Origin of the sequence: Pseudodesulfovibrio sp. 5S69 (assembly GCF_037094465.1) — a bacterium.
In the GTDB taxonomy this organism is placed as follows: domain Bacteria; phylum Desulfobacterota; class Desulfovibrionia; order Desulfovibrionales; family Desulfovibrionaceae; genus Pseudodesulfovibrio; species Pseudodesulfovibrio methanolicus.
The window spans coordinates 344,279-366,334 of record NZ_CP146609.1 but is presented as its reverse complement, the minus strand read 5'-3'; the positions used below and the strand labels follow the sequence as shown (position 1 = coordinate 366,334).

Annotated in this window: 21 protein-coding genes; 8 read left to right on the top strand and 13 right to left on the bottom strand. The window is 66.0% G+C overall.

The window, feature by feature from the left end:
- Positions 1-16: 16 nt before the first annotated feature.
- Positions 17-691: a CBS and ACT domain-containing protein gene (locus tag V8V93_RS01710; protein ID WP_338668641.1), complete on the bottom strand. Its 675-nt coding sequence runs from the start codon at positions 689-691 to the stop codon at positions 17-19.
- Positions 692-980: 289 nt separating this feature from the next.
- On the opposite strand from V8V93_RS01710, the gene V8V93_RS01705 reads away from it, so the two are divergent.
- Both V8V93_RS01705 and V8V93_RS01700 read left to right on the top strand, forming a co-directional pair.
- Positions 981-1,385 (top strand): hypothetical protein, encoded by a 405-nt coding sequence (locus V8V93_RS01705; protein WP_338668640.1) that lies wholly within the window; start codon positions 981-983, stop codon positions 1,383-1,385.
- A complete protein-coding gene (locus V8V93_RS01700; protein ID WP_338668639.1) occupies positions 1,382-1,594 on the top strand; it encodes a hypothetical protein in 213 nt (70 codons plus the stop codon). Before V8V93_RS01705 ends, V8V93_RS01700 begins: the two co-directional genes overlap by 4 nt.
- 2 nt (positions 1,595-1,596) lie before the next feature.
- On the opposite strand, the gene V8V93_RS01695 is transcribed toward V8V93_RS01700, so the two are convergent.
- Positions 1,597-2,517, bottom strand: coding sequence for a tetratricopeptide repeat protein (locus V8V93_RS01695; protein ID WP_338668638.1), 921 nt, complete (start codon positions 2,515-2,517; stop codon positions 1,597-1,599).
- A 52-nt stretch (positions 2,518-2,569) separates the two neighbouring features.
- Between V8V93_RS01695 and V8V93_RS01690 the strand changes: the two genes are divergently transcribed.
- Together V8V93_RS01690 and V8V93_RS01685 are read left to right on the top strand one after the other, a co-directional pair.
- On the top strand, positions 2,570-3,856 hold the full coding sequence (locus V8V93_RS01690; protein ID WP_338668637.1) for a terminase large subunit domain-containing protein: 1,287 nt from the start codon (positions 2,570-2,572) through the stop codon (positions 3,854-3,856).
- Complete coding sequence (locus V8V93_RS01685) at positions 3,843-4,205, top strand: hypothetical protein (RefSeq protein WP_338668636.1); 363 nt, start codon at positions 3,843-3,845, stop codon at positions 4,203-4,205. The genes V8V93_RS01690 and V8V93_RS01685 overlap by 14 nt, the downstream gene beginning before the upstream one ends.
- 606 nt (positions 4,206-4,811) lie before the next feature.
- On the opposite strand, the gene V8V93_RS01680 is transcribed toward V8V93_RS01685, so the two are convergent.
- From V8V93_RS01680 to V8V93_RS01670, 3 genes are all read right to left on the bottom strand, one after another.
- Positions 4,812-6,509 carry a hypothetical protein gene (locus V8V93_RS01680; RefSeq protein WP_338668635.1) on the bottom strand — a complete coding sequence of 566 codons (1,698 nt, stop codon included), beginning with the start codon at positions 6,507-6,509 and terminating at the stop codon, positions 4,812-4,814.
- A gap of 183 nt (positions 6,510-6,692) precedes the next feature.
- Positions 6,693-7,148, bottom strand: a complete 456-nt coding sequence (locus tag V8V93_RS01675; RefSeq protein WP_338668634.1) for a hypothetical protein — start codon at positions 7,146-7,148, stop codon at positions 6,693-6,695.
- A gap of 167 nt (positions 7,149-7,315) precedes the next feature.
- Positions 7,316-7,816, bottom strand: a complete 501-nt coding sequence (locus V8V93_RS01670; RefSeq protein ID WP_338668633.1) for a hypothetical protein — start codon at positions 7,814-7,816, stop codon at positions 7,316-7,318.
- A 247-nt stretch (positions 7,817-8,063) separates the two neighbouring features.
- On the opposite strand from V8V93_RS01670, the gene V8V93_RS01665 reads away from it, so the two are divergent.
- Positions 8,064-10,769, top strand: coding sequence for a bifunctional acetate--CoA ligase family protein/GNAT family N-acetyltransferase (locus V8V93_RS01665; protein ID WP_338668632.1), 2,706 nt, complete (start codon positions 8,064-8,066; stop codon positions 10,767-10,769).
- A 3-nt stretch (positions 10,770-10,772) separates the two neighbouring features.
- Positions 10,773-11,855, top strand: a complete 1,083-nt coding sequence (locus tag V8V93_RS01660) for a glycosyltransferase (protein WP_338668631.1) — start codon at positions 10,773-10,775, stop codon at positions 11,853-11,855.
- A 171-nt stretch (positions 11,856-12,026) separates the two neighbouring features.
- On the opposite strand, the gene pstA is transcribed toward V8V93_RS01660, so the two are convergent.
- The 4 genes from pstA to V8V93_RS01640 all read right to left on the bottom strand — a co-directional run bounded on the left by pstA (position 12,027) and on the right by V8V93_RS01640 (position 16,599).
- Positions 12,027-12,950, bottom strand: coding sequence for a phosphate ABC transporter permease PstA (gene pstA / locus V8V93_RS01655; protein ID WP_422394432.1), 924 nt, complete (start codon positions 12,948-12,950; stop codon positions 12,027-12,029).
- Positions 12,951-12,968: 18 nt separating this feature from the next.
- The gene (pstC, locus tag V8V93_RS01650) at positions 12,969-13,895 is read right to left on the bottom strand and encodes a phosphate ABC transporter permease subunit PstC (RefSeq protein ID WP_338668630.1); all 927 of its coding nucleotides are present in this window, start codon (positions 13,893-13,895) and stop codon (positions 12,969-12,971) included.
- Positions 13,896-13,980: 85 nt separating this feature from the next.
- Complete coding sequence (locus V8V93_RS01645; protein ID WP_338668629.1) at positions 13,981-14,790, bottom strand: PstS family phosphate ABC transporter substrate-binding protein; 810 nt, start codon at positions 14,788-14,790, stop codon at positions 13,981-13,983.
- Between the two features lie 582 nt (positions 14,791-15,372).
- Positions 15,373-16,599 (bottom strand): molybdopterin molybdotransferase MoeA, encoded by a 1,227-nt coding sequence (locus V8V93_RS01640; protein ID WP_338668628.1) that lies wholly within the window; start codon positions 16,597-16,599, stop codon positions 15,373-15,375.
- A 203-nt stretch (positions 16,600-16,802) separates the two neighbouring features.
- On the opposite strand from V8V93_RS01640, the gene mobB reads away from it, so the two are divergent.
- Positions 16,803-17,342, top strand: coding sequence for a molybdopterin-guanine dinucleotide biosynthesis protein B (gene mobB / locus V8V93_RS01635; protein ID WP_338668627.1), 540 nt, complete (start codon positions 16,803-16,805; stop codon positions 17,340-17,342).
- A gap of 107 nt (positions 17,343-17,449) precedes the next feature.
- Here mobB and V8V93_RS01630 read toward each other — a convergent pair whose 3' ends face one another.
- From V8V93_RS01630 to V8V93_RS01615, 4 genes are all read right to left on the bottom strand, one after another.
- On the bottom strand, positions 17,450-18,361 hold the full coding sequence (locus V8V93_RS01630; RefSeq protein ID WP_338668626.1) for a DMT family transporter: 912 nt from the start codon (positions 18,359-18,361) through the stop codon (positions 17,450-17,452).
- A 73-nt stretch (positions 18,362-18,434) separates the two neighbouring features.
- The gene (locus tag V8V93_RS01625) at positions 18,435-19,013 is read right to left on the bottom strand and encodes a WbuC family cupin fold metalloprotein (protein WP_338668625.1); all 579 of its coding nucleotides are present in this window, start codon (positions 19,011-19,013) and stop codon (positions 18,435-18,437) included.
- 46 nt (positions 19,014-19,059) lie between these two features.
- Positions 19,060-19,917, bottom strand: a complete 858-nt coding sequence (locus V8V93_RS01620) for a GNAT family N-acetyltransferase (RefSeq protein ID WP_338668624.1) — start codon at positions 19,915-19,917, stop codon at positions 19,060-19,062.
- 116 nt (positions 19,918-20,033) lie between these two features.
- Positions 20,034-20,798, bottom strand: coding sequence for a polysaccharide deacetylase family protein (locus V8V93_RS01615; RefSeq protein ID WP_338668623.1), 765 nt, complete (start codon positions 20,796-20,798; stop codon positions 20,034-20,036).
- Between the two features lie 114 nt (positions 20,799-20,912).
- On the opposite strand from V8V93_RS01615, the gene V8V93_RS01610 reads away from it, so the two are divergent.
- Positions 20,913-22,028 (top strand): radical SAM protein, encoded by a 1,116-nt coding sequence (locus tag V8V93_RS01610; protein ID WP_338668622.1) that lies wholly within the window; start codon positions 20,913-20,915, stop codon positions 22,026-22,028.
- The last annotated feature ends 28 nt before the right edge of the window (positions 22,029-22,056 follow it).

The following is a 22,056-nucleotide window of genomic DNA, read 5'->3' as shown; positions in this document are numbered from 1 at the left end:
CGCGCTGTCACCGGGGTTAGATGACGTTATGGACGGAGTCCACGGCCCAGTAGACGACGTCGAAGGTCTCGCCGAGGTCCTGCTTGAGGCGCTTGAACTCGGGCTTTTCCATGTCGCGGATGCGCACGTACACGTTTTTGAACCCTTCGGATTCGGGCACGTTGTGGGTCATGATGGACATGATGCGCGCGCCGTGTTCCTTGAGGAAGGCCAGCACCGGGCGCAGGCTGCCGGGTTCGGTGGACAGGCGCAGGCAGAACTGGGCGCCGCCCTCGTAGACGCCGGAGATTTCGACCAGGACCTTGAAGATGTCGGTATCGGTGATGATGCCCACGACCTTGTCTTCCTCGTCGACCACGGGCAGGCCGCCGAAGTTGCCTTCGAGCATGAGCACGGCGGCTTTTTCCACGGTCTCGGTGTCGCGGATGGTGACCACCTTTTTGGTCATGATGTCCCCGACCTTGATCTCGGAAAGGAGGTAGTACAGCTCGTGAACGTCCAGGGTGGTTGCCTTGGACGGGGAGGCGTCCTTGACGTCGCGGTCCGAGACGATGCCTATGATTTTGCCTTCTTCATCAACCACGGGCAGACGGCTGATGCCTTTGTCCTTCATCAGCTTGGAGGCCTTCATCATGGAGCGCTCGGGGGTGATGGTGACGACGTCGGTGCTCATCCAGTTGACTACCAGCATAGGGGTATTCCTCCTTGGTTAACCGGCCTCGCCCGGCCGGATACAATCGATATTCTGTGCTATTCGTAACGTTTCCCGCGCCATTTGGCTAGCCCTGCGACGGGTTTTTCGCACACCGGTCGGGCCTGGTCGGCTACCCCGGCCGCCGGAACCCCGTCAAGATGATTTTTTATACCATTCGCCTGTTTTTCCCTGCCGATCTCTCCCGAAAACCGGTTTTGCCGAAAACCGGGGCTATGCTGTCCGGGACCGGGGTGCGTGAGCAATCCTCAAGGATATGGAGAACGGCATGATACCGATTATCGCGACCGTGGCCGGACTGCTGACCACGGTGGTGGACGGAGTGGCGGACCACTTCAAGGGAAAACAGGAACTGAAGAAGGCGGTCATGGAGAACCGGGTGCGGCTGGCCCGGTCGGACCGGGAATTCAATCACGATTGGGAGATGAAACAGTTGGAGAACGCGGGCTGGAAAGACGACGTGCTCTTCTTCGCCTGGATAGGTTTCTTCATCTGGTCCGGGGTGGACCCCGAGGGCGCGGCCGAGGTCATCCGCTCCTGGGAGGCCCTGCCCGACTGGTTTTTGCAGATCACTTTCTGGATCGTGGCCGCCGTGCTCGGGGTCAAGAAGATCGGCGACTACCTGCCCGGCGCGGTGCGCGGGCTCAAGGACGCCCTGGGAGGCGGCAAATGACGGCCATGGAGAGACAGGACCTGCAGGACCTCCTGGTCCGCATCGACGAGAGGGTCAAGGCCATCCAGGTGGCCATCCGCGAGATCAACGAAACCCGGCGCTGCGCGGGCAACCGGGAGAAGCTGCGGCTGCTGGAGCGGCTGGTCTGGGGCAGCGTGGCGGGCGTGGCCGCCCTGGGCGGACGGATGCTCTTCGAGGTGCTGCGATGAGCCTAGGGATAGGTCTTGTCCCGGTATTGCCGGAGCTGGTCCCTGTACCGGGCGGCCAGAGAGTCGTCGCCACGGGCGTGCGCCAGGGACAGGGCCTTTTCCGCGGCCTCGATGGCCTGGTCCATCTCCCCGGCCCCGGCCAGGGCCTCGGCGAGCAGGCCGTACAGGGGGCTCTGCCCCGGGGCCAGCTGGGTGGCCCGCAGGTAGTCCCGGGCGGCCGACTTGAACCGCCCGAGCTTGAGCAGAATCTGGCCTCGCGCGGTGAGCAGCCGGACGTTGTCCGCATCCAGGACGTACGCCTGGGACAGATCGCTCAGGGCTGCGTCGTACTCGCCCCGGGCCAGGTACGCCATGCCCCGGTTGTAGTTGGCCTCCAGGTTGGCCGGATTGATGGCCAGGGCGCTGCCGAAGTCGTCGATGGCCTCGTCCTCGCGGTGCAGCCGCATGTAGCACATTCCGCGCCGGACGAACGCCTGGGCGATGGACGGGTCGTGCCCGATGACCTCGGTGAAGTCCCGTGCCGCCTCGCGGAACCGGCCCAGGTTCAACAGAATGGAGCCGCGCGTGTAGTGCGCCTGCACGTGTTCGGGCTTCAGCTCGATGGCCCGGTCCACGTCGGCCAGGGCCTCGTTCGTCCGCCCCTTGGAGAACAGGATGGTCGACCGGTAGTAGCGCGCGTTGGCCAGGTTCGGGTCCAGGTCCAGGGCCTGGTTCAGGTAGGCGAGCGCCGTGTCCTCGTCCAGGAATCCGCCGTCGTGCCGCAGTTGCATGGCCTCGGTCAGCGCCTCGGCGGCCTGGGCCTGTCGCCGTTGCACGGCCAACTCCGCCGGCGTGGGCGGGGCCGCGGGCGGGGTCTCCTTGCCCGCGCAGCCCGGCACGGCCAGAAGCAGGCAGAGAAAAACAATCAGGGCGTAGGTTCGCATGGCCGTGGAATACCCTCGGCCCGTACCGCCCGTCAACATAAGCGAGGTAACAATGACCAATGACCTGTACGTGCCCAGGGAACACCAGGCCAGGATCGAGGCCGAACTCGGCCGTTTCTCGGTCCTGGTCTGCCACCGCCGGTTCGGCAAGACCGTCCTGTCCGTCAACCGGCTCATCCGCGCGGCCAGGGCCACCCGCCGCGACGACTGGCGCGGGGCCTACATCGCGCCCCTGTACCGCCAGGCCAAGACCGTGGTCTGGGACGAGCTCAAGCGCTACTGCGGCCTGGGCCTGGACGGCTGCATCGTCAAGTTCAACGAGTCCGAGCTGCGCGCCGACTTCGAAAACGGCGCGCGCATCCGTCTGTTCGGGGCCAACAACCCGGACTCCCTGCGCGGCATGTACCTGGACGGCGTGGTCTTCGACGAGGTGGCCCAGATGCCCCTGCGCGTCTGGACCGAGGTCATCCGGCCCGCCCTGTCCGACCGCCGGGGCTGGGCCATGTTCATCGGCACCCCGCGCGGCAAGAACGCCCTCTACGAGATATGGGAAAAGGCCAGGCTCGACCCGGACTGGCTGGCCGCCATGTACCGCGCCTCCGAGACCGGGATCATCCCGGCCGGGGAACTCGACGCCAGCGCCCGCGAGATGTCGCCCGAGGAATACGAGCAGGAATTTGAATGTTCCTTCACCGCCGCCATCCGGGGGGCCTACTTCGGCCAGCTCCTGGCCGACGCCGACCGCGAGGGCCGCGTCACCGCCGTGCCCATGGATCCGTCCATGCCCGTGCACACCGCCTGGGACCTGGGTATGTCCGACTCCACCTCCATCTGGTTCGTCCAGGCCCGGCCCGGCGGCACCTTTGCGGTGGTGGACTACTATGAGGCCTGCGGCGAGGGCCTCGACCACTACGCCAAGGTCCTGGACGCCAAGGGCTACAAATACGGCACCCACATCGCACCCCACGACATCCGCGTGCGCGAGCTGGGCACCGGCAAGTCGCGCCTGGAAACGGCCCGGTCCCTCGGCATCCGCTTCGACATCGCCGCCAACATCCCCATCCAGGACGGCATCAACGCCGTGCGAACCATCCTGCCGCGCTGCTGGTTCGATGAGGCCCGCTGCGGCCCCGGACTCGAAGCCCTGCGCCACTACCGGCGCTCCTTCAATGACCGGACCGCCGATTTCGCGGCCCACCCCCTGCACGACTGGACCAGCCACGCCGCCGACGGCTTCCGCTACTTCGCCGTGGGCTTCCGCCAACCCGAACCAGGCCCGCGCCCGTCCCGGACCGCCAACAACTACAACCCCTTCGGAGGCACCCATGCCCGTGACTGAAACCGACCACCGACCCGCCCCCCTGGCCAACTTCCCGGATGACGGCCCCTACCGTTGGTTCGAACTCGCCGACGCCCACGGCCCCTACGCCGCCTGCGCCGTCGCCGAACGCCCGGAATATCTCGAACTGCATATGACCATGTCCCGCTGGGGGCCCGAAACCCGACGCACCCTGGCCCGCGATCTCGACTGGCTCAAGGCCGAGGCCCGCCGCCTCGGCCTGCCCAGGATCATGGGCGTCCGCGCCGACGACCAGGGGCGGTTCGATGCAAGGCTCTTCCGCTTCGCCCGGCTGTACGGCTTCAGCGAGATGTGCGTCTACCAGACGGCGAGCTTGGCCGTGGATTAGGTGGAGCTGGGGCGCTGCCCCAGACCCGCCAGGGGAACCCTTCGAGAAAGGGTTCCCTGACCCCTCCGAGCCTCTTGGGGCGCCTGCGGCGAAGGTAAGGGAGCGGGGTGACGAGGTGTTTCGCGGGAGGGTGGAAATAGCTTGGCTGACTGGTGTCCCGAATGATTCGCGCCGGACGTCCACGGGCCTCGGAGGGCCGCCCGGCGCGAATCATCCGGGACGGTAACCAACGCCGCAGGGGGGCGTGGGCGAAGCTCGGGAAATTGGTTTTGCGGCGTTTTATGACTGCGGCGGGATGAATGTTTCTTTTCTGGACATGACTTTTCCAAAAAACAAATCTCGCGATTTCGGGTAGAAAAAACGGCGTACTTCTTCTGGTGAAGAAGTACGCCGTTTCACCCGTTTTTTCTGTCCGAAATCGCCAACCGGCACGGCGGAAGGCGTCCCTCGCCAGCTTTCCGCCGCCGCACGCCCTTCGCCGCAGGCGACCCAAAAAGTTTGGGAGATTCCTAAGAACCTTTTTCAAAAGGTTCTTAGGCCGTCGGAGACGCCGCCCGGCGAGGGCCCGCCGGAGGCATCTCTCATGTCGTCGTCAGGCGCATCCCTCTATGCGTTGCCGACCACGATGTCGCCGCCGGTGCGTTCGGGGGCGGCGAAGTTGAGGAAGGTTCGCGAGGAGTTGTCGAACACGTAGGTGGGGTTGTCGCTGGTGGTGAACTGGGTCTGGCCGGCGTCGATGTTGTTGATTTCCGAGGAGCCGCGGTCGACGTTCTCGAAGTTGTTGTTCTGGTTGAGGGTGGTGGAGTTGTCGGCCACGACGGTCCAGGATTCGGGGAAGGCCAGGATCACGGAGCGGGTCTCGTCGAAGGTCGTTCGGGAGTTGTCCTGTTCGTTCCGTTCCACGATGTGGTTTTCGGTGGGGCTTTGGCTGGCGTCCACGTTGCGGATGTCGGTGTTCTCGGTGGTCAGGGTGGTGTCGTGGTTTTCCTGGTAGGTGAAGCTGCGCGAGTTGTCCTGTTCGTTGCTGACGTTGGTCACGTTGGAGAACTGGTTGTCGCGGTTGAAGTTCTGGGTGACCTTTTCGGTGTTCTGGGTGGTCGGATGGGTGGACAGGTCCAGGTTGCGGTGGGTGGAGTTGTCGAACTCGTTCTGGGTCAGGGAGCGGTCGTTGCGTTCGACCACCTGGTTCATGGACTGGTCCAGGGTCTGGTCCACGGTTTCGTTGTAGGTCACCTGGCGGTTTTGCTCGATGTCCTGGGTCTGGTCGATGCTCATGGAGTATTCGGAGCGCATGTCGACGGGCGCGCCCCGGCCCGTGTCCTGGTCGAAGTCGGTCTTGGGCGTGGACAAGGGTTCCGCGTAGCCGTCCGCGGTCGGCACCCACGGGGCCATGGGCACGGTGGGATGCACGTAGGGCGAGGAGTGGCGCGAGTGGTGGAAGACGTCGTTGGGCCAGTGCTGGGTGTGGCCGAAGAACATGCCGTGCGGGTTGGTCATGCGGTGGGCCATGATGGTCCCGCCCGGGGTGATGGGCACGAACCCGGTCAGGGTGGGCATGGAGAAGCCGATCTGGGGCGCGATCTGCACGTTGCCCGCCGGGGAGATGGGCTGAACGCCGAGGCCCGGGGTGATGGTCACGCTGCCTGTGGCCCTGGTCGGGGGCGAGGAGGGAGATTCGACCGGGTTGCCTCCCACCGGGCCGCTGGGATTGCCGCCCGTGGCCGGGGCCGCGTTGGTGCGGCCGCCTTCGGTGGAGATGGGCACGTTGGCTCCGCCCGAGACCGCGAAGCCGCCCGAGGTGCCCTGGCTGACCCCGTTGCCGGGGCCGGATTGCCCGGAGCTGCCGCCCGTGGCCGGGGATATGTTCGGCTTGCCCGCCTCGGTGGAGATGGGCACGTTGGCCCCGCCCGAGACCGCGAAGCCGCCCGAGGTGGACTGGCTGATGGAGTTGTCGCTGCCGGTCCGCCCGGAGCTGCCGATGCCGGTGGCGCTGCCCACGGCGCCACCTCCGCCGCCTCCGCCGCCGATGTGCGAGGAGGACATGCCCGCGGTCAGTCCGCCGCCACCAGCCGAGGCCGCGCCCGCAAAGGCGGAGGCGAGTCCGCCGCCGGCGGCTGCGGAGTAGGGTATCCGGGCGATGGACGTGTCGATGGGCACGCGCGCGGGTGTGGCGTCAATGGGGACGTGGCCGGGCTGGCCGATGGATAACTGTCCGGGCGGGCCCGCCTGGAACGAGCCTGCCGGGCCTGCGGTGGTCTGACCCGGAGGGCCGGCCACGATGAAGTCTGTAACTCCCATGGACATGGGATTTTCTCCCCGCCGAGCGGCCCTTCCCTGGTCCGCATGCGCCCGCAATGGGGCCTTCTGGCGTATATCTACAATATACGAGCGGGAAAAAGGGCGTCAAGGGGTATATTCTCCGTGCGGAAACGGGGAGTGCTGTGGCCCCGAAGGGGGGCGGCCGGCGCGGGGGAGGCGGCGCCGGGGTCAGAAGGTCTCGGCGGTGTTGCCGAAGCCGTTGGCGCGGGTGCCGCCGCCGTCGGCCATGCCGGAGACCTTGAGCTTGGTCTGTTCGGCCTTGAGCAGTTGGTCGCGCAGATCCATGAGCATGGTCTCTTTTGCCTGGAGCTGGGTCTGCTTGCGGTCCTCGGGGAGGTCGCCGTCCTCGATGGCCTTGATTTCCTCCTCCAGCTTCTGGATGCGGTTCTTGAGGGTGTCGATGGTCTGGTCCATGTCCTTTTCCTGGTCGAGCTCGTCGGAGTCGCCGGATTTTTCCAGGGCGATCAGGGCGCGGCCCTCCTCGGAGATGGTCACGGTGTCGCCCTGCTCGGGCACGCGGGCCGCCTGGGCGGTTTCATTTCCGGTTTTGTCCGTGGCCGCCGCTTTGACGGTCAGCGCATCCACGAAGGATCCGGCCTGCTGCATCAATGATTCGATAGCCATGATTCGCACTCCTTTGTCGCGGGCATGGGCATCCCCTCGCCCGGCTTATCGGATCGTGCATAGAAAACTTTATGTTTGTAAACGAATCTATATTGAGCCCGTCCGAAAACGGGCCGGTTCTCCGGGGCACCGCCCGGCCCGCTCGCCGTCCGATGCGCCGCTTACGGTCAGAAGGAGGCCGCGGAGCCGCCGAAGCCCTCGGCCCGGGTGCCGCCGCCCACAGCGCCGCCGATGTTCTTCATCTTGTCTTCCATGGCCTTGGTGAGCTGCTCGTTCAGCTCCATGAGCATGATCTGCTTGTCCTGGATCATGGTCCGCTTGAGCTTCTCGGGCATGTCCGACTCCTCCAGGGCCTTGATCTCCTCCTCGATGCGCTGGATCTGCTCCTTGAGCATGCGGATGATCCGGTCCGTCTCGCTTTCTTCCTGGCTCTCATCGGACTGGTCGGCGGCGATGCCGACGTTGGAACCGCCGGTTTCCTTGGAATCGCCGGAATCCTCCGCCGCGGCCAAGGCGCGCCCCTCCTCGGAGATGATCACGGTGTCCCCCTGCTCGGGAACCCGCGCCTCCTGGGCGGTCTCGTTCCCGGTCTTGTCCGTGGACGCGGGCTTGACGGTCAGCGTATCCACGAACGCCCCGGCCTGTTGCAACAGTGATTCGATCGCCATGGCTCGCACTCCTTTGTTGCTCCATGGACCTTCCCTCAAACGGCTTATCGGACGGCAAGCGGAAAACTTTAGGTTTGTATATGTATTTTTATAAAAATATAGAAACGTGCCTTGCGGCGGGCCGGACGGCGGCCCCGGCGGGGCTCCCGGCCGCCCGCCGGCCAAGCCCATTCTGCGGTTGCCTCATGGCGGCAAAAGACGCTATCGTTCGCCTAAACCGTCCTGTCCCGACACGCCAAGGAGCCACATGAGCGTCACCAATCTCGAATACCTCTTCAAGCCCAAGTCCGTGGCGGTTATCGGTGCCACCAACGATCCCCGAAACGCGGGCAACATCGTCATGCGCAACATCATGGCCGGCGGATTTCTGGGGCCGGTCATGCCGGTTTCGTCCCAGGCCGAGGCCATCGCCGGGGTGCTTACCTACCCTTCTGTCAAGCATTTGCCCAAGACTCCGGACCTGGCCGTGGTCTGTTCGCCCCTGGACGAGGTTCCGGAGGTCATTCATTCCCTGAAGGAGCGGGGCACGCGCGCGGCCGTGCTCATGGGGGCGGGGTTCGCGTCCATGTCCTATGACGAGAGCCAGGACATCAAGTCCACCATCCTGTCCATCGCCCAGCCGCCGGAGATACGCATTCTCGGACCCAAGTCCCTGGGGCTGATGATTCCGTCCATGAACCTGAACGCCTCCCTGGCCCACGCCAGGGTGGAGCCGGGCAAGGTGGCCTTCATCTCGCAGTCCGACTCCCTGTTCGCCACGGTCCTGGACTGGGCCATCGACAAGGGCGTGGGATTTTCGCACATGGTCGCCCTGGGCAGCCGCATCGACGTGACCTTCGCCGACATCCTCGACTATCTCGGCTCGGACCCGCTGACCCGGTCCATCATGCTCTACGTGGAGTCCATCCGCGACGCGCGCGAGTTCATGTCCGCGGCCAGGGCCGCCTCGCGCAACAAGCCCGTGCTGGTCATCCGGCCGGGCCAGGCGCTGGACGCCGTGCTCGCGAACCTCAAGCAGCGCGAGACCGGCGAGCGCTGTTGTTCCGACGAAATTTACGACGTGGCCTTCCGCAGGGCGGGCATGCTCCGGGTGGAGGACATCGACGGGCTGTTCGACGCGGCCCAGACCCTGTCCACGCCGCGCCAGGTCTTCGGCCGCAAGCTGGCCATCCTGACCAACGGGACCTCCGCGGGCATCCTGGCCGCCGACCGGCTGCTGGTGGGCGGCGGCGAGATGGCCCCATTGTCCGACGAGACCGTCAAGGGCATCGACGGGGTGCTCGGCGCAAGCAACTGGTCCAGGGCCAACCCGGTGGACATCCCGTTCAACGCCGACGGCAAGGCCTACTCCGAGGTCCTCAAGCTGCTCATCAAGGACAAGAATTCCAACGGCATCCTCGCCATGCACGTGCCCTGGACCGCCCAGCCCGACGTGGAGGTGGCCGAGGCCATCCGCGACGCCCTGAAACGGGTCCGGCGCATGGTCCTGACCGCCTGGCTCGGCTCCGGCCAGGCCGGGCAGGCCCGCGAGGTCTTCCGCAACGCGGGCATCCCCACCTACGAGACCCCCACCCAGGCGGTCCAGGCCTTCCTGTACATGGCCGAGTACCTGCACAACCAGGAGATGCTCATCGAGACCCCGGACTCCCTGCCCACGGACTTCTTCCCGGACACCTCCGGGGCGCGAAAGATTGTCCGCCTGGCGCTGGAGGGCGGGCGCGAGTCGCTGACCGAGCCCGAGGCCAAGGACATCCTGGCCGCCTACGGCATCCCCGTGGTCGAAACGCGCATCGCCGTGTCCGCCAAGGAGGCGGTCATCGCGGCCGACGAGCTCGGCTATCCCGTGGCCCTGAAGCTGCGCAGCCCGCAGATTCCCCAGCCCTATGACGTGGGCGGCGTGCTCCTGGACCTGGAGACGCCCGAGCGTGTCTGGGAGGGCGCGGCCTCCATCCTGGCCCGTTGCACCCGCGAGCGGCCCGACGCCTACATCGAGGGGTTTACGGTCCAGCGCATGGGCCGCCGGCCCGGCGCGCACGAGCTGTCCGTGTCGGCCCATCTGGACAAGATTTTCGGCCCGGTGCTCCAGTTCGGGCACGGCGGCATGGCCCGCGAGATGATCCAGGACCAGGCCCTGACCCTGCCGCCCCTGTCCATGTCCCTGGCCAGGGAACTGGTCTCGCGCACGCGCATCAGCACCCTGCTCAAGGGCACCCCGTCCCACCTCCCGGCGGACATCGAGGACATCTGCCTGACCATCATCCAGATATCCCAGCTCATCGTGGACGTGCCCCAGATCACGGCCATCGACATCAACCCGCTCTACGCCGACTCCGAGGGCGTGCTCGCCCTGGACGCCAAGATCGACATCGCGCCGTTTGAGGGTGAGGGCGAGTCCCGGCTGGCCATCCGGCCCTATCCCCGCGAGCTGGAGGAGTGCGTTACGCTGCGGAGCGGGCGGCAGGTTACCCTGCGGCCCATCCGGCCCGAGGACGAGGACACCCACCGTACGTTCCTGGCCAGCCTGAGCGACGAGGACCTGCGGCTGCGCTTCTTCGGCGTGGTCCAGCGCGACTTCGACCACAAGGACATCGCCCGCTTCACCCAGATCGACTACGACCGGGAGATGGCCTTCATCGCCACGGCCCTGACCGACCGCGGCGAGCCCGAGACGCTCGGCGTCATGCGCACCAACACCAAGCCGGATAACTCCGAGGCCGAGTTCGCCATCGTGGTCCGCTCGGACATGAAGGGCGAGGGGCTGGGCTCCATGCTCTTCCACAAGGGCATCCAGTACACCAAGGAACGCGGCACCAGGCTGCTCACCGGCCAGACCATGCTCGAGAACAAGGCCATGCAGGGCCTGTCCCGGAAGTTCGGTTTCGAGATCGAGCCCGATCCGCACGACCCGGACCTGGTGGACATGACATTGGACATGGAGAAGGTGGACTACTAGGCCATGAACCTGCCCCCGGTCCATCACCACACCGGCCTGGAGGCGAGCGGCGGGGCCACCCGCGTCGCCCGGCTGCTGCTCGAAGGGCTGGCCCGGTACGAGGTGGACTCCAGCCTGTCCTTCGAGCTGGCCGAGAAGGCGGACGTGGCGGCCATCCCGCCCGAGGAGTTCGGCGCGCGCCTGCCCCAGGGGTCCATCGCCCACGTGCACTGCACGGGAGACTGGCCCGCCCTGCTCGGGTCCATCCCCGCAGGGGCGAAGACGGTCATCACCCTGCACGACTGCGAGCTGTTCACCGGCGGCTGCCCCTATCCCCTGGACTGCCCCATGGCCGAGGACGGGTGCGCCGTTCCGTGCCCGCGCAATTTCCCGGACGCCGACGCGCTGCGCAAGCGCAAGCTGGCCGAAATAAAGAGGCTCGAACCGGTTCTGGCCGCGCCGTCGCGTTGGCTGGCCCGGCTGGCCAAGACCCACCTGCACCGGCCGGTCAGGGTCATCCCCAACGGCATCCCCTGGCCCGCGGACCGGCGCGCCAAGGCCGAGGCCCGCAAGCTGCTCGGCATCCACCCGGCGGCGCGCGTGGCCCTGTTCGCGGCCCATGGCGGCATGAACGCGGCCTACAAGTCCGGCGACACCTGGCAGGAGCTCTGGGAGCGCTTGAAAAAGGCCCTGCCCGACCTGGTCTGTTTCGCCGTGGGCGGCGACCGCGCGGAGCGGCGCGACGACTTCATCCTGTGGCCCTACGTGGACCGCGAAAAGCTCGCCTTGCTCATGGCCGCGTCCGACGTCCTGCTCTATCCCACCCGCGCGGACAACCACTCCCTGGTGGTCCTGGAGGCCATGGCCGCCGGGTTGCCCGTGGTCGCCTACGGCGTGGGCGGCATCCCCGAGCAGATCGTGGACCGCATGACCGGCATGCTCGTGCCGCCCGGCGACCGGGGGCAATTCGTGGACACGGCCCTGTCCGTCCTGTCCAGCCGCTCCCTGGTCCGCCAGATGGGCCAGGAAGCCTTTCTGTCCGGCCGCCGGAAATTCTCCGTGGAACGCATGGTCGGGGATTACGCCCGCCTGTATGCGAGCCTGTAGGCGCGCATTGCGCCGTATAGCAAAATCAGGTTTTGAAAACCGCTTCGCGCCGAATGACGGGTGATTTCGCCTGCGGCGCGGTTCTTTTGGCCTCGCAAGGGAAACAACTTCATAAAAGAGCCCCCGTACCGATGTTCGGTGCGGGGGCTCTCCGGCGAGTCGTTGGGTTTTCTAGGTCAGCTTCTTGCGCAGGCGGGAGCGGAGCATGATGGCGATCAGGTTCATGCCCAACACCAAGGCCACCAGTACGAGCGAAGTGCCGTACTGGAGAGGTAGGGTGGCCTCGGGGTTGGTGGAGGAAACGGACAGGGAATAGATCTGGTAGGGCAGGGCCATGACCTCGTCGAAGATGGATTTCGGCAGGGTCGGGTTGTAGCTGGCCGCGGCCGTGAACATGATCGCCGCGGTCTCGCCCGCCGCGCGGGAGATGGACAGGATGGAGCCGGTCAACACGCCGGGCATGGCCGAGGGCATGACCACCTTGAAGATGGTCTGCCACTTGGTGGCCCCCAGGCCGAGGGAGGCCTCGCGGTAGGTGTCCGGCACGCTCCTCAGCGCCTCTTCCGAGGTGCCGATGATGACCGGCAGGATGAGCACGGCCAGGGTCATGCAGCCCGAGGCGATGGACACGCCCATGCCCAGGCCGCCGAGGTCGCGCCCGGCCACGAAAAAGGCCATGCCGAACAGGCCGTAGACCACGGACGGGACGCCCGCCAGGTTATTGATGCACAGTCGGACCACGCGCATGAACGGGCCGGGGGTGGCGTATTCGTGCAGGTAGATGGCCGCGGCCACGCCCAGCGGCAGGGCCAGGGCCATGGAGCCCAGCGAGAGATAGAAGGTGCCCACGATGCACGGGAAGATGCCGCCCGCCAGGCCGCCCTCGGTGGGCTGGGTGGTCAAGAAGTCCCAACTGATGGCCGGGAGGCCGTAGTAGACCATGTAGCCGACGATGATGAACAGGGCCAGGGCGTTGATGGCCACGGCGATCCGGAACAGGGTGAACCAGATCTCCTGGGTCGCCTTGCGCCGGAAAAGCAGGCCCGGATTGTCCGGGATGTTGGGACCGTTCATGGCGATATCGGTGCTTACCATTTCAGACATGTCCTTTTCCTAGAGGCTGGCCGAGCCGACCTGCTTGTATTTGTGGGCGATGTGGTCGGCCAGGAGGTTGAAGAGAAAGGTGATGATGAAGAGCACCATGGCGATGGCGAACAGGGCGAAATAGTGGCGTTCCAGGCCGAAACTGGTCTCGCCCATCTCCGCGGCGATGGAGGCGGGCATGGGCCGGACCGGGTCGAAGATGGAGGTCGGGATGCGCGCCGCGCCGCCCGCGACCATGAGCACGACCATGGTTTCGCCTATGGACCGGGACATGCCCAGGATGACCGCCGTGGACAGGCCGGACAGGGACGCGGGCAGGACCACGCGCCAGATGGTCTCGAACCGGGTGGCGCCCAGGGCGAGCGAGCCCTCGCGGACCTCGGCCGGGACGGAATGGATGGCGTCCTCGGCGATGGAGGTGATGGTCGGCACGGCCATGAAGGCGAGCATGATGGAGGCGTTGAGCATGTTCACGCCGAACCGGATGTTGAAGAGCTCGAGCAGAATCGGGGCGACCACGACCATGCCGAAGAAACCGATGACGACCGACGGCAGGGAGGCCAGCAGCTCGACCATGGGCTTGACGATCTCGCGGACCTTGTGAGGCGCGATCTCGGCCAGGTACACCGCGGTCATGACGCCCAGCGGGATGGCGATGAGCGAGGAGAGCAGGGTGACCCAGAAGGAACCCATGATCAGCGGCAGGATGCCCCAGCGCGGATGCGAGGAAATGGGCTTCCACTGGGTGCCGAAGATGAAATCGAAGAAATTGAGTCCGCTGATCTTTTCGCCCATGGCGTCGAAGCCGGTGAACGTGGGCAGGGCCTCGGAGATCAGGAAGTACATGATCAGCCCGAGGGCGATGATCGATGCGCTGGCGCAGATCAGGAAGGCCGCCCGGATGAGCTTTTCCTTGGAGGACCGTGAAACGAGCATGTGTTGCCGCCTTTGATGCGTGATCCCGTCGGGGCGGTTACCCACCCCGACGGGACGTTGCGTTCGTCTTGGGTTGCCGTTCGGTTTAGTTGACGGGCACGAAACCGACTTCGGCGATGATCTTCTGGCCGGCCGGGGACATCACGAAGGTGATGAACTTGGCGACTTCGCCGGTGGGCTGTCCGCCGGTGTACAGGTTCAGCTTGCGGGCCAGCGGGTAGGTGCCGTCGGCGCCGGTCTTGACGGAGGGCACGATGCCGTTGACGGTCAGGCCCTTGATCTTCGGGTTCAGGAAGCCGAGGCCCACGTAGCCGATGCCGTTCTTGTTGCCGGCGATCTTGGCGGCCATGGCGGCGTTGGAGGGCATGCGGGAGACCAGGTCATACTCGTCTTCCTTCTGCATGACCTTCTTTTCCCACACCTCGTAGGTACCGGAGTTGGTTTCGCGGGAGAACAGGGCGATCATGCCGTCGTTGCCGCCGAGTTCCTTCCAGTTGCGGATCTTGTCCTGGTAGATGTCCTTGAGCTGGGCGGTGGTCACGGCGTTCACCGGGTTGGACGGGTGCACGATGGGCACGATGCAGTCCAGGGCGATGATGGTGCGCACGGGCTCGATGCCGTTGGCCTGGCATTTTTTGATCTCGGTGTCTTTCATGGGACGGGACATCATACCGATGTCGGCGGTCTTGTTGATGATCGCCTTGGCGCCGTCACCGGAACCGGTGGCGGAAATGGAGAAATTCACACCCGGATTGGCGGTCTGGTAGGCGGCCACCAGCTTTTTCATGGCCGGGTCGACGGTGGTGGAGCCCTTGACGCGGATTTCCGCGGCAAAGGAGAGAGCGGAAACGCTCAGGACAGCCAGGGTCACGAAAGCAATGAGCAATTTTTTCATTAGAAGTACCTTCCTTAAAAATTATGATAAAAAACCATTCCTCGTCGACGTGTGACGTAGTGATAGACCCGCGATGTTACATCTTCGTGACGGCCTCTAGAAAGGTCAGTTACAGTTTTTGGGGGGACGGCTTCCGAGAGCGGGCCATCTGCACATTTTTCGAGGGTCCGCCTGATCCTCACGTACTGGGGGACGCTGCGGTCAGGCGGACCCCCGGAAAATGCACAGCTGGCCCACTCTCGACAAATCCGCAGGACAGCGGATTTGGACGTTGCGGTCTTTCCGCAACGCCCCGAAGGGGTGAGCCGCTGTCGGGATGCTGCGCACCCGATTCGCTCCAGGGGATTAGGGAAGAGAGTGCGGGGCTGTTTGAGCGCGGGGCGCTCAAATACGCCAGGAGTGGGGCTTGATGCGGAAGTCAATGTGGTGGGTTGCGGGCCGGATAATCGCCCCCGTAATCCGCGAAGCGGCACCAAAAGGTTTCGGAGAGTGAGAGGGGATAGGGAGTCCGGGGAAGGGAGAGAGGGAAGCCCTTTTCCAAAGGGTGCCCTCTCTCCCCTTCCCCTGGCGCCGCAGGCGCTCTTAGAACAGCGTCGTCAGTACCTCAACCTCGTCGCCGGGGGTGAGGGTTTGGCCGCTTTGCAGGACGGCGAGGCCGTGGGCCTGGGCCAGGCCGTGCATGGGGGGCACGGTCTTGCCGGCCAGGGGAGTGGCGGTCAGGGTTGAGCCTTCGATCTTCAGGCTGCACTGGACCAGCCATTCGGAGCCGGGCCGGGCGTTGATGGCCTGTGTGAACCGGGCGGTGCGGGGTCCGGCATCGGGCAGGCCGCGCAGTGTGCGGACCACCGGGAGGATGACCGCGTGGAAGCAGGCGTGGCCCGCGGCGGGCGGGCCGGGCAGGCCGAAGAGCAGGGTGTTGCCGCGCGCGGCCGCGAACATGTTCCGGCCGGGGCGGATGTCGATGCGCTTGAAGATCGGTTCGAACCCGCTTTCGATTGCGGCCTCGAAGGCGAAGTCGCGTTCGCTGTTGCCCGTGCCGCCCGTGGTCACGATGATCTCGGGCAGATCCGGGCCTGACAGGGCCGCGACCAGCCGCTCGCGGTCGTCCGGGATGACCCCGGTCCGTTCCACGATTGCCCCGGCCGCCTCGAAGACCCCCTTGAGCAGGACCAGGTTGTCCGCCGGAAAGCGCGCGGTGCCGGACACGATCCGTTCGGCCGGGTCGAGGCCCGGCTTGGCCAGTTCGCTGCCGAGCGCCATGAGCCTGGCGCGGGGCCGGGGATGGACCAGGATGGAGTCCACGCGCGTACGGGTCATGACCGCCGCCGCCTGGGGCGTGATCTCGTGTCCCGCCGGGGTGACGACCGTGCCCGCCGCGATCTCGCCGCCCGCGGCGCGGACGAACCAGCCGGGACGCACGGGCTCGAAGACCTGGATGTGGTCACCCTCTTCCCGGACATCTTCTTCTGCAAGGACAGCATCCGCGCCGGGCGGCACCGGGCCGCCGGTGAGCACGCGCACGGCCGTACCCGGCTCGATGGAATCCGGGTCCGCGGACTCGGCGCGCAGGCATCCGTGCACGGCCAGCCGCACCGGGGCCATGGCCTTGGCCGGGGCCACGTCCCGGCTTTGCACGGCGTATCCGTCGCGCACCGAGCAGGCGTGCTCGGGCACGTCGCACAGGGCGGAGACATCGAGCCCGGCAGCCAGGCCGACGCCGTCCATGGGGGCCACGGCCAGTTCCCCGGCCGGGCGGGCGCGCCGGAGCAGCTTGCGGACCGCGTCCGCTCGGGAGATGGGTGTGTGCATGGACTTCCTTGGGGTGTTTGGCGGCCGTTTGTGGCGATACTGGCACCCGGCCCGCATGTTGTAAAGGATTGCCCCCTTGCTCCCTTAATAATTGCACCCTTTGATCCCTTAATATATGATAAAAAAGTCTGTAGATGCGTCGCGCCGGGGGGCTGTTGCGGACCCCCGGCCGCATTCCTGTATCGCAACTTTAAGGGATTGAAATGGCACAACATATACTCTGCATCGTCGGCAAGAAGAAGTCCGGCAAGACCACCTTTATGGAAAAGCTGCTGCCCGAGTTGCAGAAGCTCGGTTTGTCCGTGGGCGCGGTCAAGCACGACGCCCACTCCTTCGAGATGGACGTGGAGGGCAAGGACTCCTGGCGGCTCAAGCGCGCCGGGGCCGAGACCGTGGTGGTCTCCTCGCCCGACCGCGTGGCCATGATCCAGTCCATCGACCGCGAGCGGTCCCTGGAGGAGTTGGCCGAGACCCTGTTCGCGGACAAGGACCTAGTCCTGGCCGAGGGGTATTTCAACTCTGACCAGCCCAAGATCGAGATCTACCGCAAGGACGCCCACGTCCATCCCCTGTGCGATCGGCACAACCAGCAGGCCAGGAAGCTCATCGCCATGGTCACGGACCGGGGGGCCGACGCCGACGTCCCCAAGTTCGGGCTGGACGACGCCGCGGAGGTGGCGTCCCATATCGCCCGCAAGTACTTCGGCTGGGTCTACAACGGCATGTGGGACACGCATGACTAGCGCACGGCGCGTCCGGCGGCATCGCCGCCTCCGCACGGATTCTTCCGCCAACCAGAAGGCCGCCTCAAGGCGGCCTTTCCTGTCTTGAAAATGCGGTGAAGAGGCCGCTACGGCTTCAACTGGCTCAGGACCATGCCGCCGAGCATGAGCCCGCACCCGATCAACCCTCGGGTGGACAGGACCTCGCCGAGCATCAGCCAGCCGCCGAGGGCGGCGAAGACCGATTCCAGGCTGAGGATGATGGCCGCGTGGGCGGGCTGGGCATCGCGCTGGGCGACCACCTGGAGGGTGTAGGCCACGCCCACGGACATCAGCCCGCCGTAGGCGATGGCCGGGGCTGCGCCGAGGATGCCCGCCAGGGTGATTTCCTCGGTGACCACAGCGCCGAGGAGCGACAACACCGCGCAGGCCGCGAACTGGATGGTGGACAGCTTGATGGCGTCCACCCCGTCCAGGCCGGGGGAGAGCTTGCCCACGAGCAGGACGTGGCCCGCCCAGAAGAACGCGCCGATGAAGACCAGCAGGTCACCGAAGGAGATGGTCAGGTTTGATGTCACGGACAGCAGGTACATGCCGACCACGGCCAGGCTCGCGCCGATCCACGTGCCCCAGCCCGGCCTTTGCGCCAGGAGCAGGCCGAAGATGGGCACCAGGACCACGTACAGCCCGGTGATGAACCCCGCCTTGCCCGCAGTGGACGCCTCCAGTCCGAACCCGGCCAGTTGCGGACCGGCCAGGCCGATCTGTTGCAGGGAGGCCCCGACGAACAGGGCGATGCCGAGAAGCATGCCCCCCACGGCCATGCGTTTGCGGTCCGCGCCGAGGTTGCCGGGGGCGCGCCGTTTTTCCAGGGCCAGGGTGAGCGGGACCAGGGCCAGCGCCCCGAGGGCGAAGCGGATGCCGTTGAAGGTCAGGGGGCCGACGTGTTCCATGCCCACGCGCTGGGCCACAAAGGCCAGGCCCCAGATGGCGGCGGTGAGGAAGAGCAGGATGTCGGCGCGGAGGGCGCGGGTGTTCACGGGGTGGTCTCCTTACGGGAAAAACTTACCCCGTGTACTGTATTCGGTGCCGGGCGGCAAGGCCGGTGCGGGGCTATTGGTCCGGTTCGCCGCCCCGGTCCGCCTTGACGGCCTCGGCCTCGGCGTTGGCCTTGGCGGCCAGGGCCTTGAGCATCTCCAGGAGGTACTGCTCGGCCTCCGGGGTCCCCTCGCGCGGGGCCCAGGCAGGCACATCCTTGTCCGATTCCGCCGAGTACGGGCCGGTCTTGCACTCGAAGACCAGGGTGTCCGGTTTGAGGGGCACGTATGTGTGGTAGACGTGCGGGGCGACGTCCATGCCGAAGGTCTCGGTGCCGGGCTGGAGCAGGACCTGCTCGGCGATCTCGCCGTCGTCCGTGAAGCGGATGAAGAGCATGGACCCGGCCATGACCAGAACGGTCTCTTCCTTGGCGGGGTCGAGGTGCCGGTGGGGCATGATGTAGGTGCCGGGCTGCATGGCGTTGAACATGCGGTGTGCGCCGGCGTCCAGGGATTTGTGCAGCCTCTGGAGCAGGCGCTTGCGCGGGCTCTGTCGGGACTGTGCCAGCAGCCTGCCCACCAGGCTCAGGGTCAGGGGCGTGGCGTCGCCCTCGGGCGCTTCCAGGGACGTGGGGTAGGTATTTTCTTCGCTCATGTCCCGACTAATTACCCTGCCGGGCGATTTTGGGCAAGGGCGGGGCCTAGTCGAGCTTGAGCCCCAGCAGGGAAATTTCGGAATAGGCCAGGTCGATGTCCCGTGGCTGGACCCGCGCGGACTTGTAGAAGCGCGGGGACTTGATAACCTCCACCTCGCCCCCGGCGTCGTGGTCCGTGAACCGCCGGTCCGCGGCCAGCACGCAGTCTTCGTCGGGCAACAGCGCCTCGGCGATGTCCTGGACCCGGTCGGTGAACATGGCCGGATTCGAGCGGTAGAGCACGTCGTAGTAGATCCTGCCGCCGTGTTTGACGGCGCGGGACAGGAAGAGCAGGCACTGGGTGCAGCGGGTCATGACCAGGACCGGGATGACCGGCAGGTCGTGGTGGTCGTCGAAGACCCGGATGTCCCCCTGGTCGCACCATTGGCGGATCTTGACCGGGTCGCTGACCAGTTCGAGGTTGTCGTACCGCTTGCCGGTCTTGCGCCACAACAGCCGCTCCTCTTCGAGCACGCTCATGCCGAGCGTTTTAAAGAAGTCGGTCTGCTTGGGAGACAGCGAAAAGACGGTGCAGGTCACCTCGGGGTCGGCGCAGGCCATTTCGACCATGCCCGAGCCGAGCCCGCTCTTGCGGTATTCCTTGAGGATGTACCAGGAGGAGAAGTTTCGGAACCGCTCCCGGTGTCCGTCGATGACCCGGTAGGAGCATACGTGGCCGTGCACGCCCACAATGCGGCCGTTGTCCTCGGCCACGATGCCCAGGTCGTGCTTTTCGGCGCACCAGACCGGGGAGAAAAGCGCCTTCCAGCGCTTTGCGGTGAAGTTCGGATTCATATGCTCATGCAAGAGCGTACAGACGGCGTCTATGTCCGCCGCCTTCATGGGGCGCAGTGTAGCGGTCATGGCAATCCTCTGGGAAGTGGTTCGACAGGGACGGTAGATCGTTCGTCCGCAGTGTGCAAGCAGAAACCTACCCGTTCGGTGCCAAACAGGCGGAATCGGCCGCGAGGCGGGCCGGGTCAGTCCTTGGCGGGCCAGATCGCGGCCGGGGAGAGCCACGCGGCCGCAGGGTGGGCCGTGGTCGCCTCGAAGAGGGTCTCCACAAACGCCCAGGCCTCGGCGTCCATGGCCATGTGGTGGGTGAGCACGCAGGTGGGCTCGTCGGCATCGGCCTCGCTGGTGCGCTTGTCTTTCAGATGGTCCACCAATAATTTCAAGCACTTTTCCGTTCCGGCAAAGCGCACGTTCGGCTTGTCCTTCCAGTGGAGCACGTCGCAGTGGGCGTCGGCCACGCGCAGGCCGGCGGGCGGCGCGGGCCGCGATTTCTTGTAGCCGGAGGACAGCCCCCGGTAGCCCAGGACCGGCAGGTAGGGCAGCAGTTCCGGGTCGATGCGGTTCCACGGCGGCACCAGCACGGGCACGAACTGGAACTTGAATAGCTGGGTCAGCTTGCCCATGCCCTGCCTGAGCTCGTCCATGACCACGGACTTGGGCCGGTGGCCGCCGAGCTCCCAGGCCCCGGTGCCGGACGGGGCGTGGTTCTTGTGGGCAAAGCCGTGCTGCAGGACCCAGACGAGATGGGCGTGGGACACGGTCTTGCGCAGCGGTTCGCCCGCCTTGGCCGGGACAGTGGCCAGGCCGCAGGGCACGCCGTACCGGCCGCTCAGGGAGAGGAGCCGGTCAAGGGGCGCGGTCGGTTCGGCCGCGTCGTCGTCGCGCCACCAGAATTCGGCGGTCGCACCCGCGTCCTTCCAGGCGTCCAGTTCGCGCAGCAGGATATTCATGGAGTGGGCAGTCATGGGACGTTGATTGTACCAGAGCTTTGGAATAAAAGCCACTACCCGCGCTGGCATTTTTACCGACAATGTGGCAGGACCATGCACGGAGGCCACACCGGTATGAACGTCCCCTGCAACACACTGATCTGGAACATGACGCGGAAGTGCAATTTCCGCTGTGAATACTGCTACTTTCCCCATGACAACACGCCGGTCACCGAGACCCTGGATGCGGCCCGCATCAAGGACTTCCTCGACGGCACGGGCGAGACGTGGAAGGTCGGCCTGACCGGCGGCGAGCCGTTCATCTACCCCGGCATCGTCGACGTCTGCGAGACCCTGACGCAAACCCACGTCATCGGCATCGACACCAACCTGTCCGTGTCCTCCAAGGTCCGGGAGTTCGCGCAGCGCATCGACCCGAAGCGGGTCCATAACCTCTACGTGGCCTTGCACATCGAGGAGCGCGAGCGGATCAAGGGCGTGGACGCCTTCATCCAAAACGCCCAACTGCTCCTGGACAAGGGATTCGAGATCATCGTCAACTACGTGGTTCATCCCACCCTGGAGGCGCGCTTCCACGAGGACGTCGCCTTTTTCGCGGGCCACGGCATCCGCATCACCCCGCGTCCATTCCGGGGGAGCTTCGAGGGGCGGCGCTACCCCGAGGCATACGGCGACCGGGCCAGGGCCATCTTCGCCGACCACCCGGAGCAGGGCCGGAAGGTGGCCTTCAACTTCGAGGGCCTGCCCTGTTCGGCGGGCCGCACCCTGCTGCGCATGGAGCCCGACGGGACGATCTTCCGCTGCCCCGGCGACAAGACCGTGCTCGGCAACGTCATGGACGAGGTCTCGCTCTATGAGGGCTGCCCGCCCTGCACCAAGAAGCGCTGCCCTTGCCGGGGGCTGGACCACGTGCAGCTCAGCGACGCCCAGGCCGCCCTGGTGGAGGGCGTCCAGTTCGCGGTAGTGGCCGAAAACGATGCCTCCCTGACCGCTTTCGAGCGGGCCATGGCCGTCTCGCCCGGCCATCCGTGCGGTGAGAACAACCTCGGCGTGCTGGCCTGGCGGCGCGGCGACGCGGCCGCGGCCGTGCGCCGTTTCGAGCGCGCCCTGAAGGCGCGGCCGGACAACCCGCTGTATGCCGCCAACCTCGACGGCGCCCGCGCCGACGCCCCGGATTTCGACCCCGGCATCTGTCTGGACGTCAACGCCGACGCCGACGCCCCCCGATGATTTTCCGGGAAATGGCAGATTGGTCCTG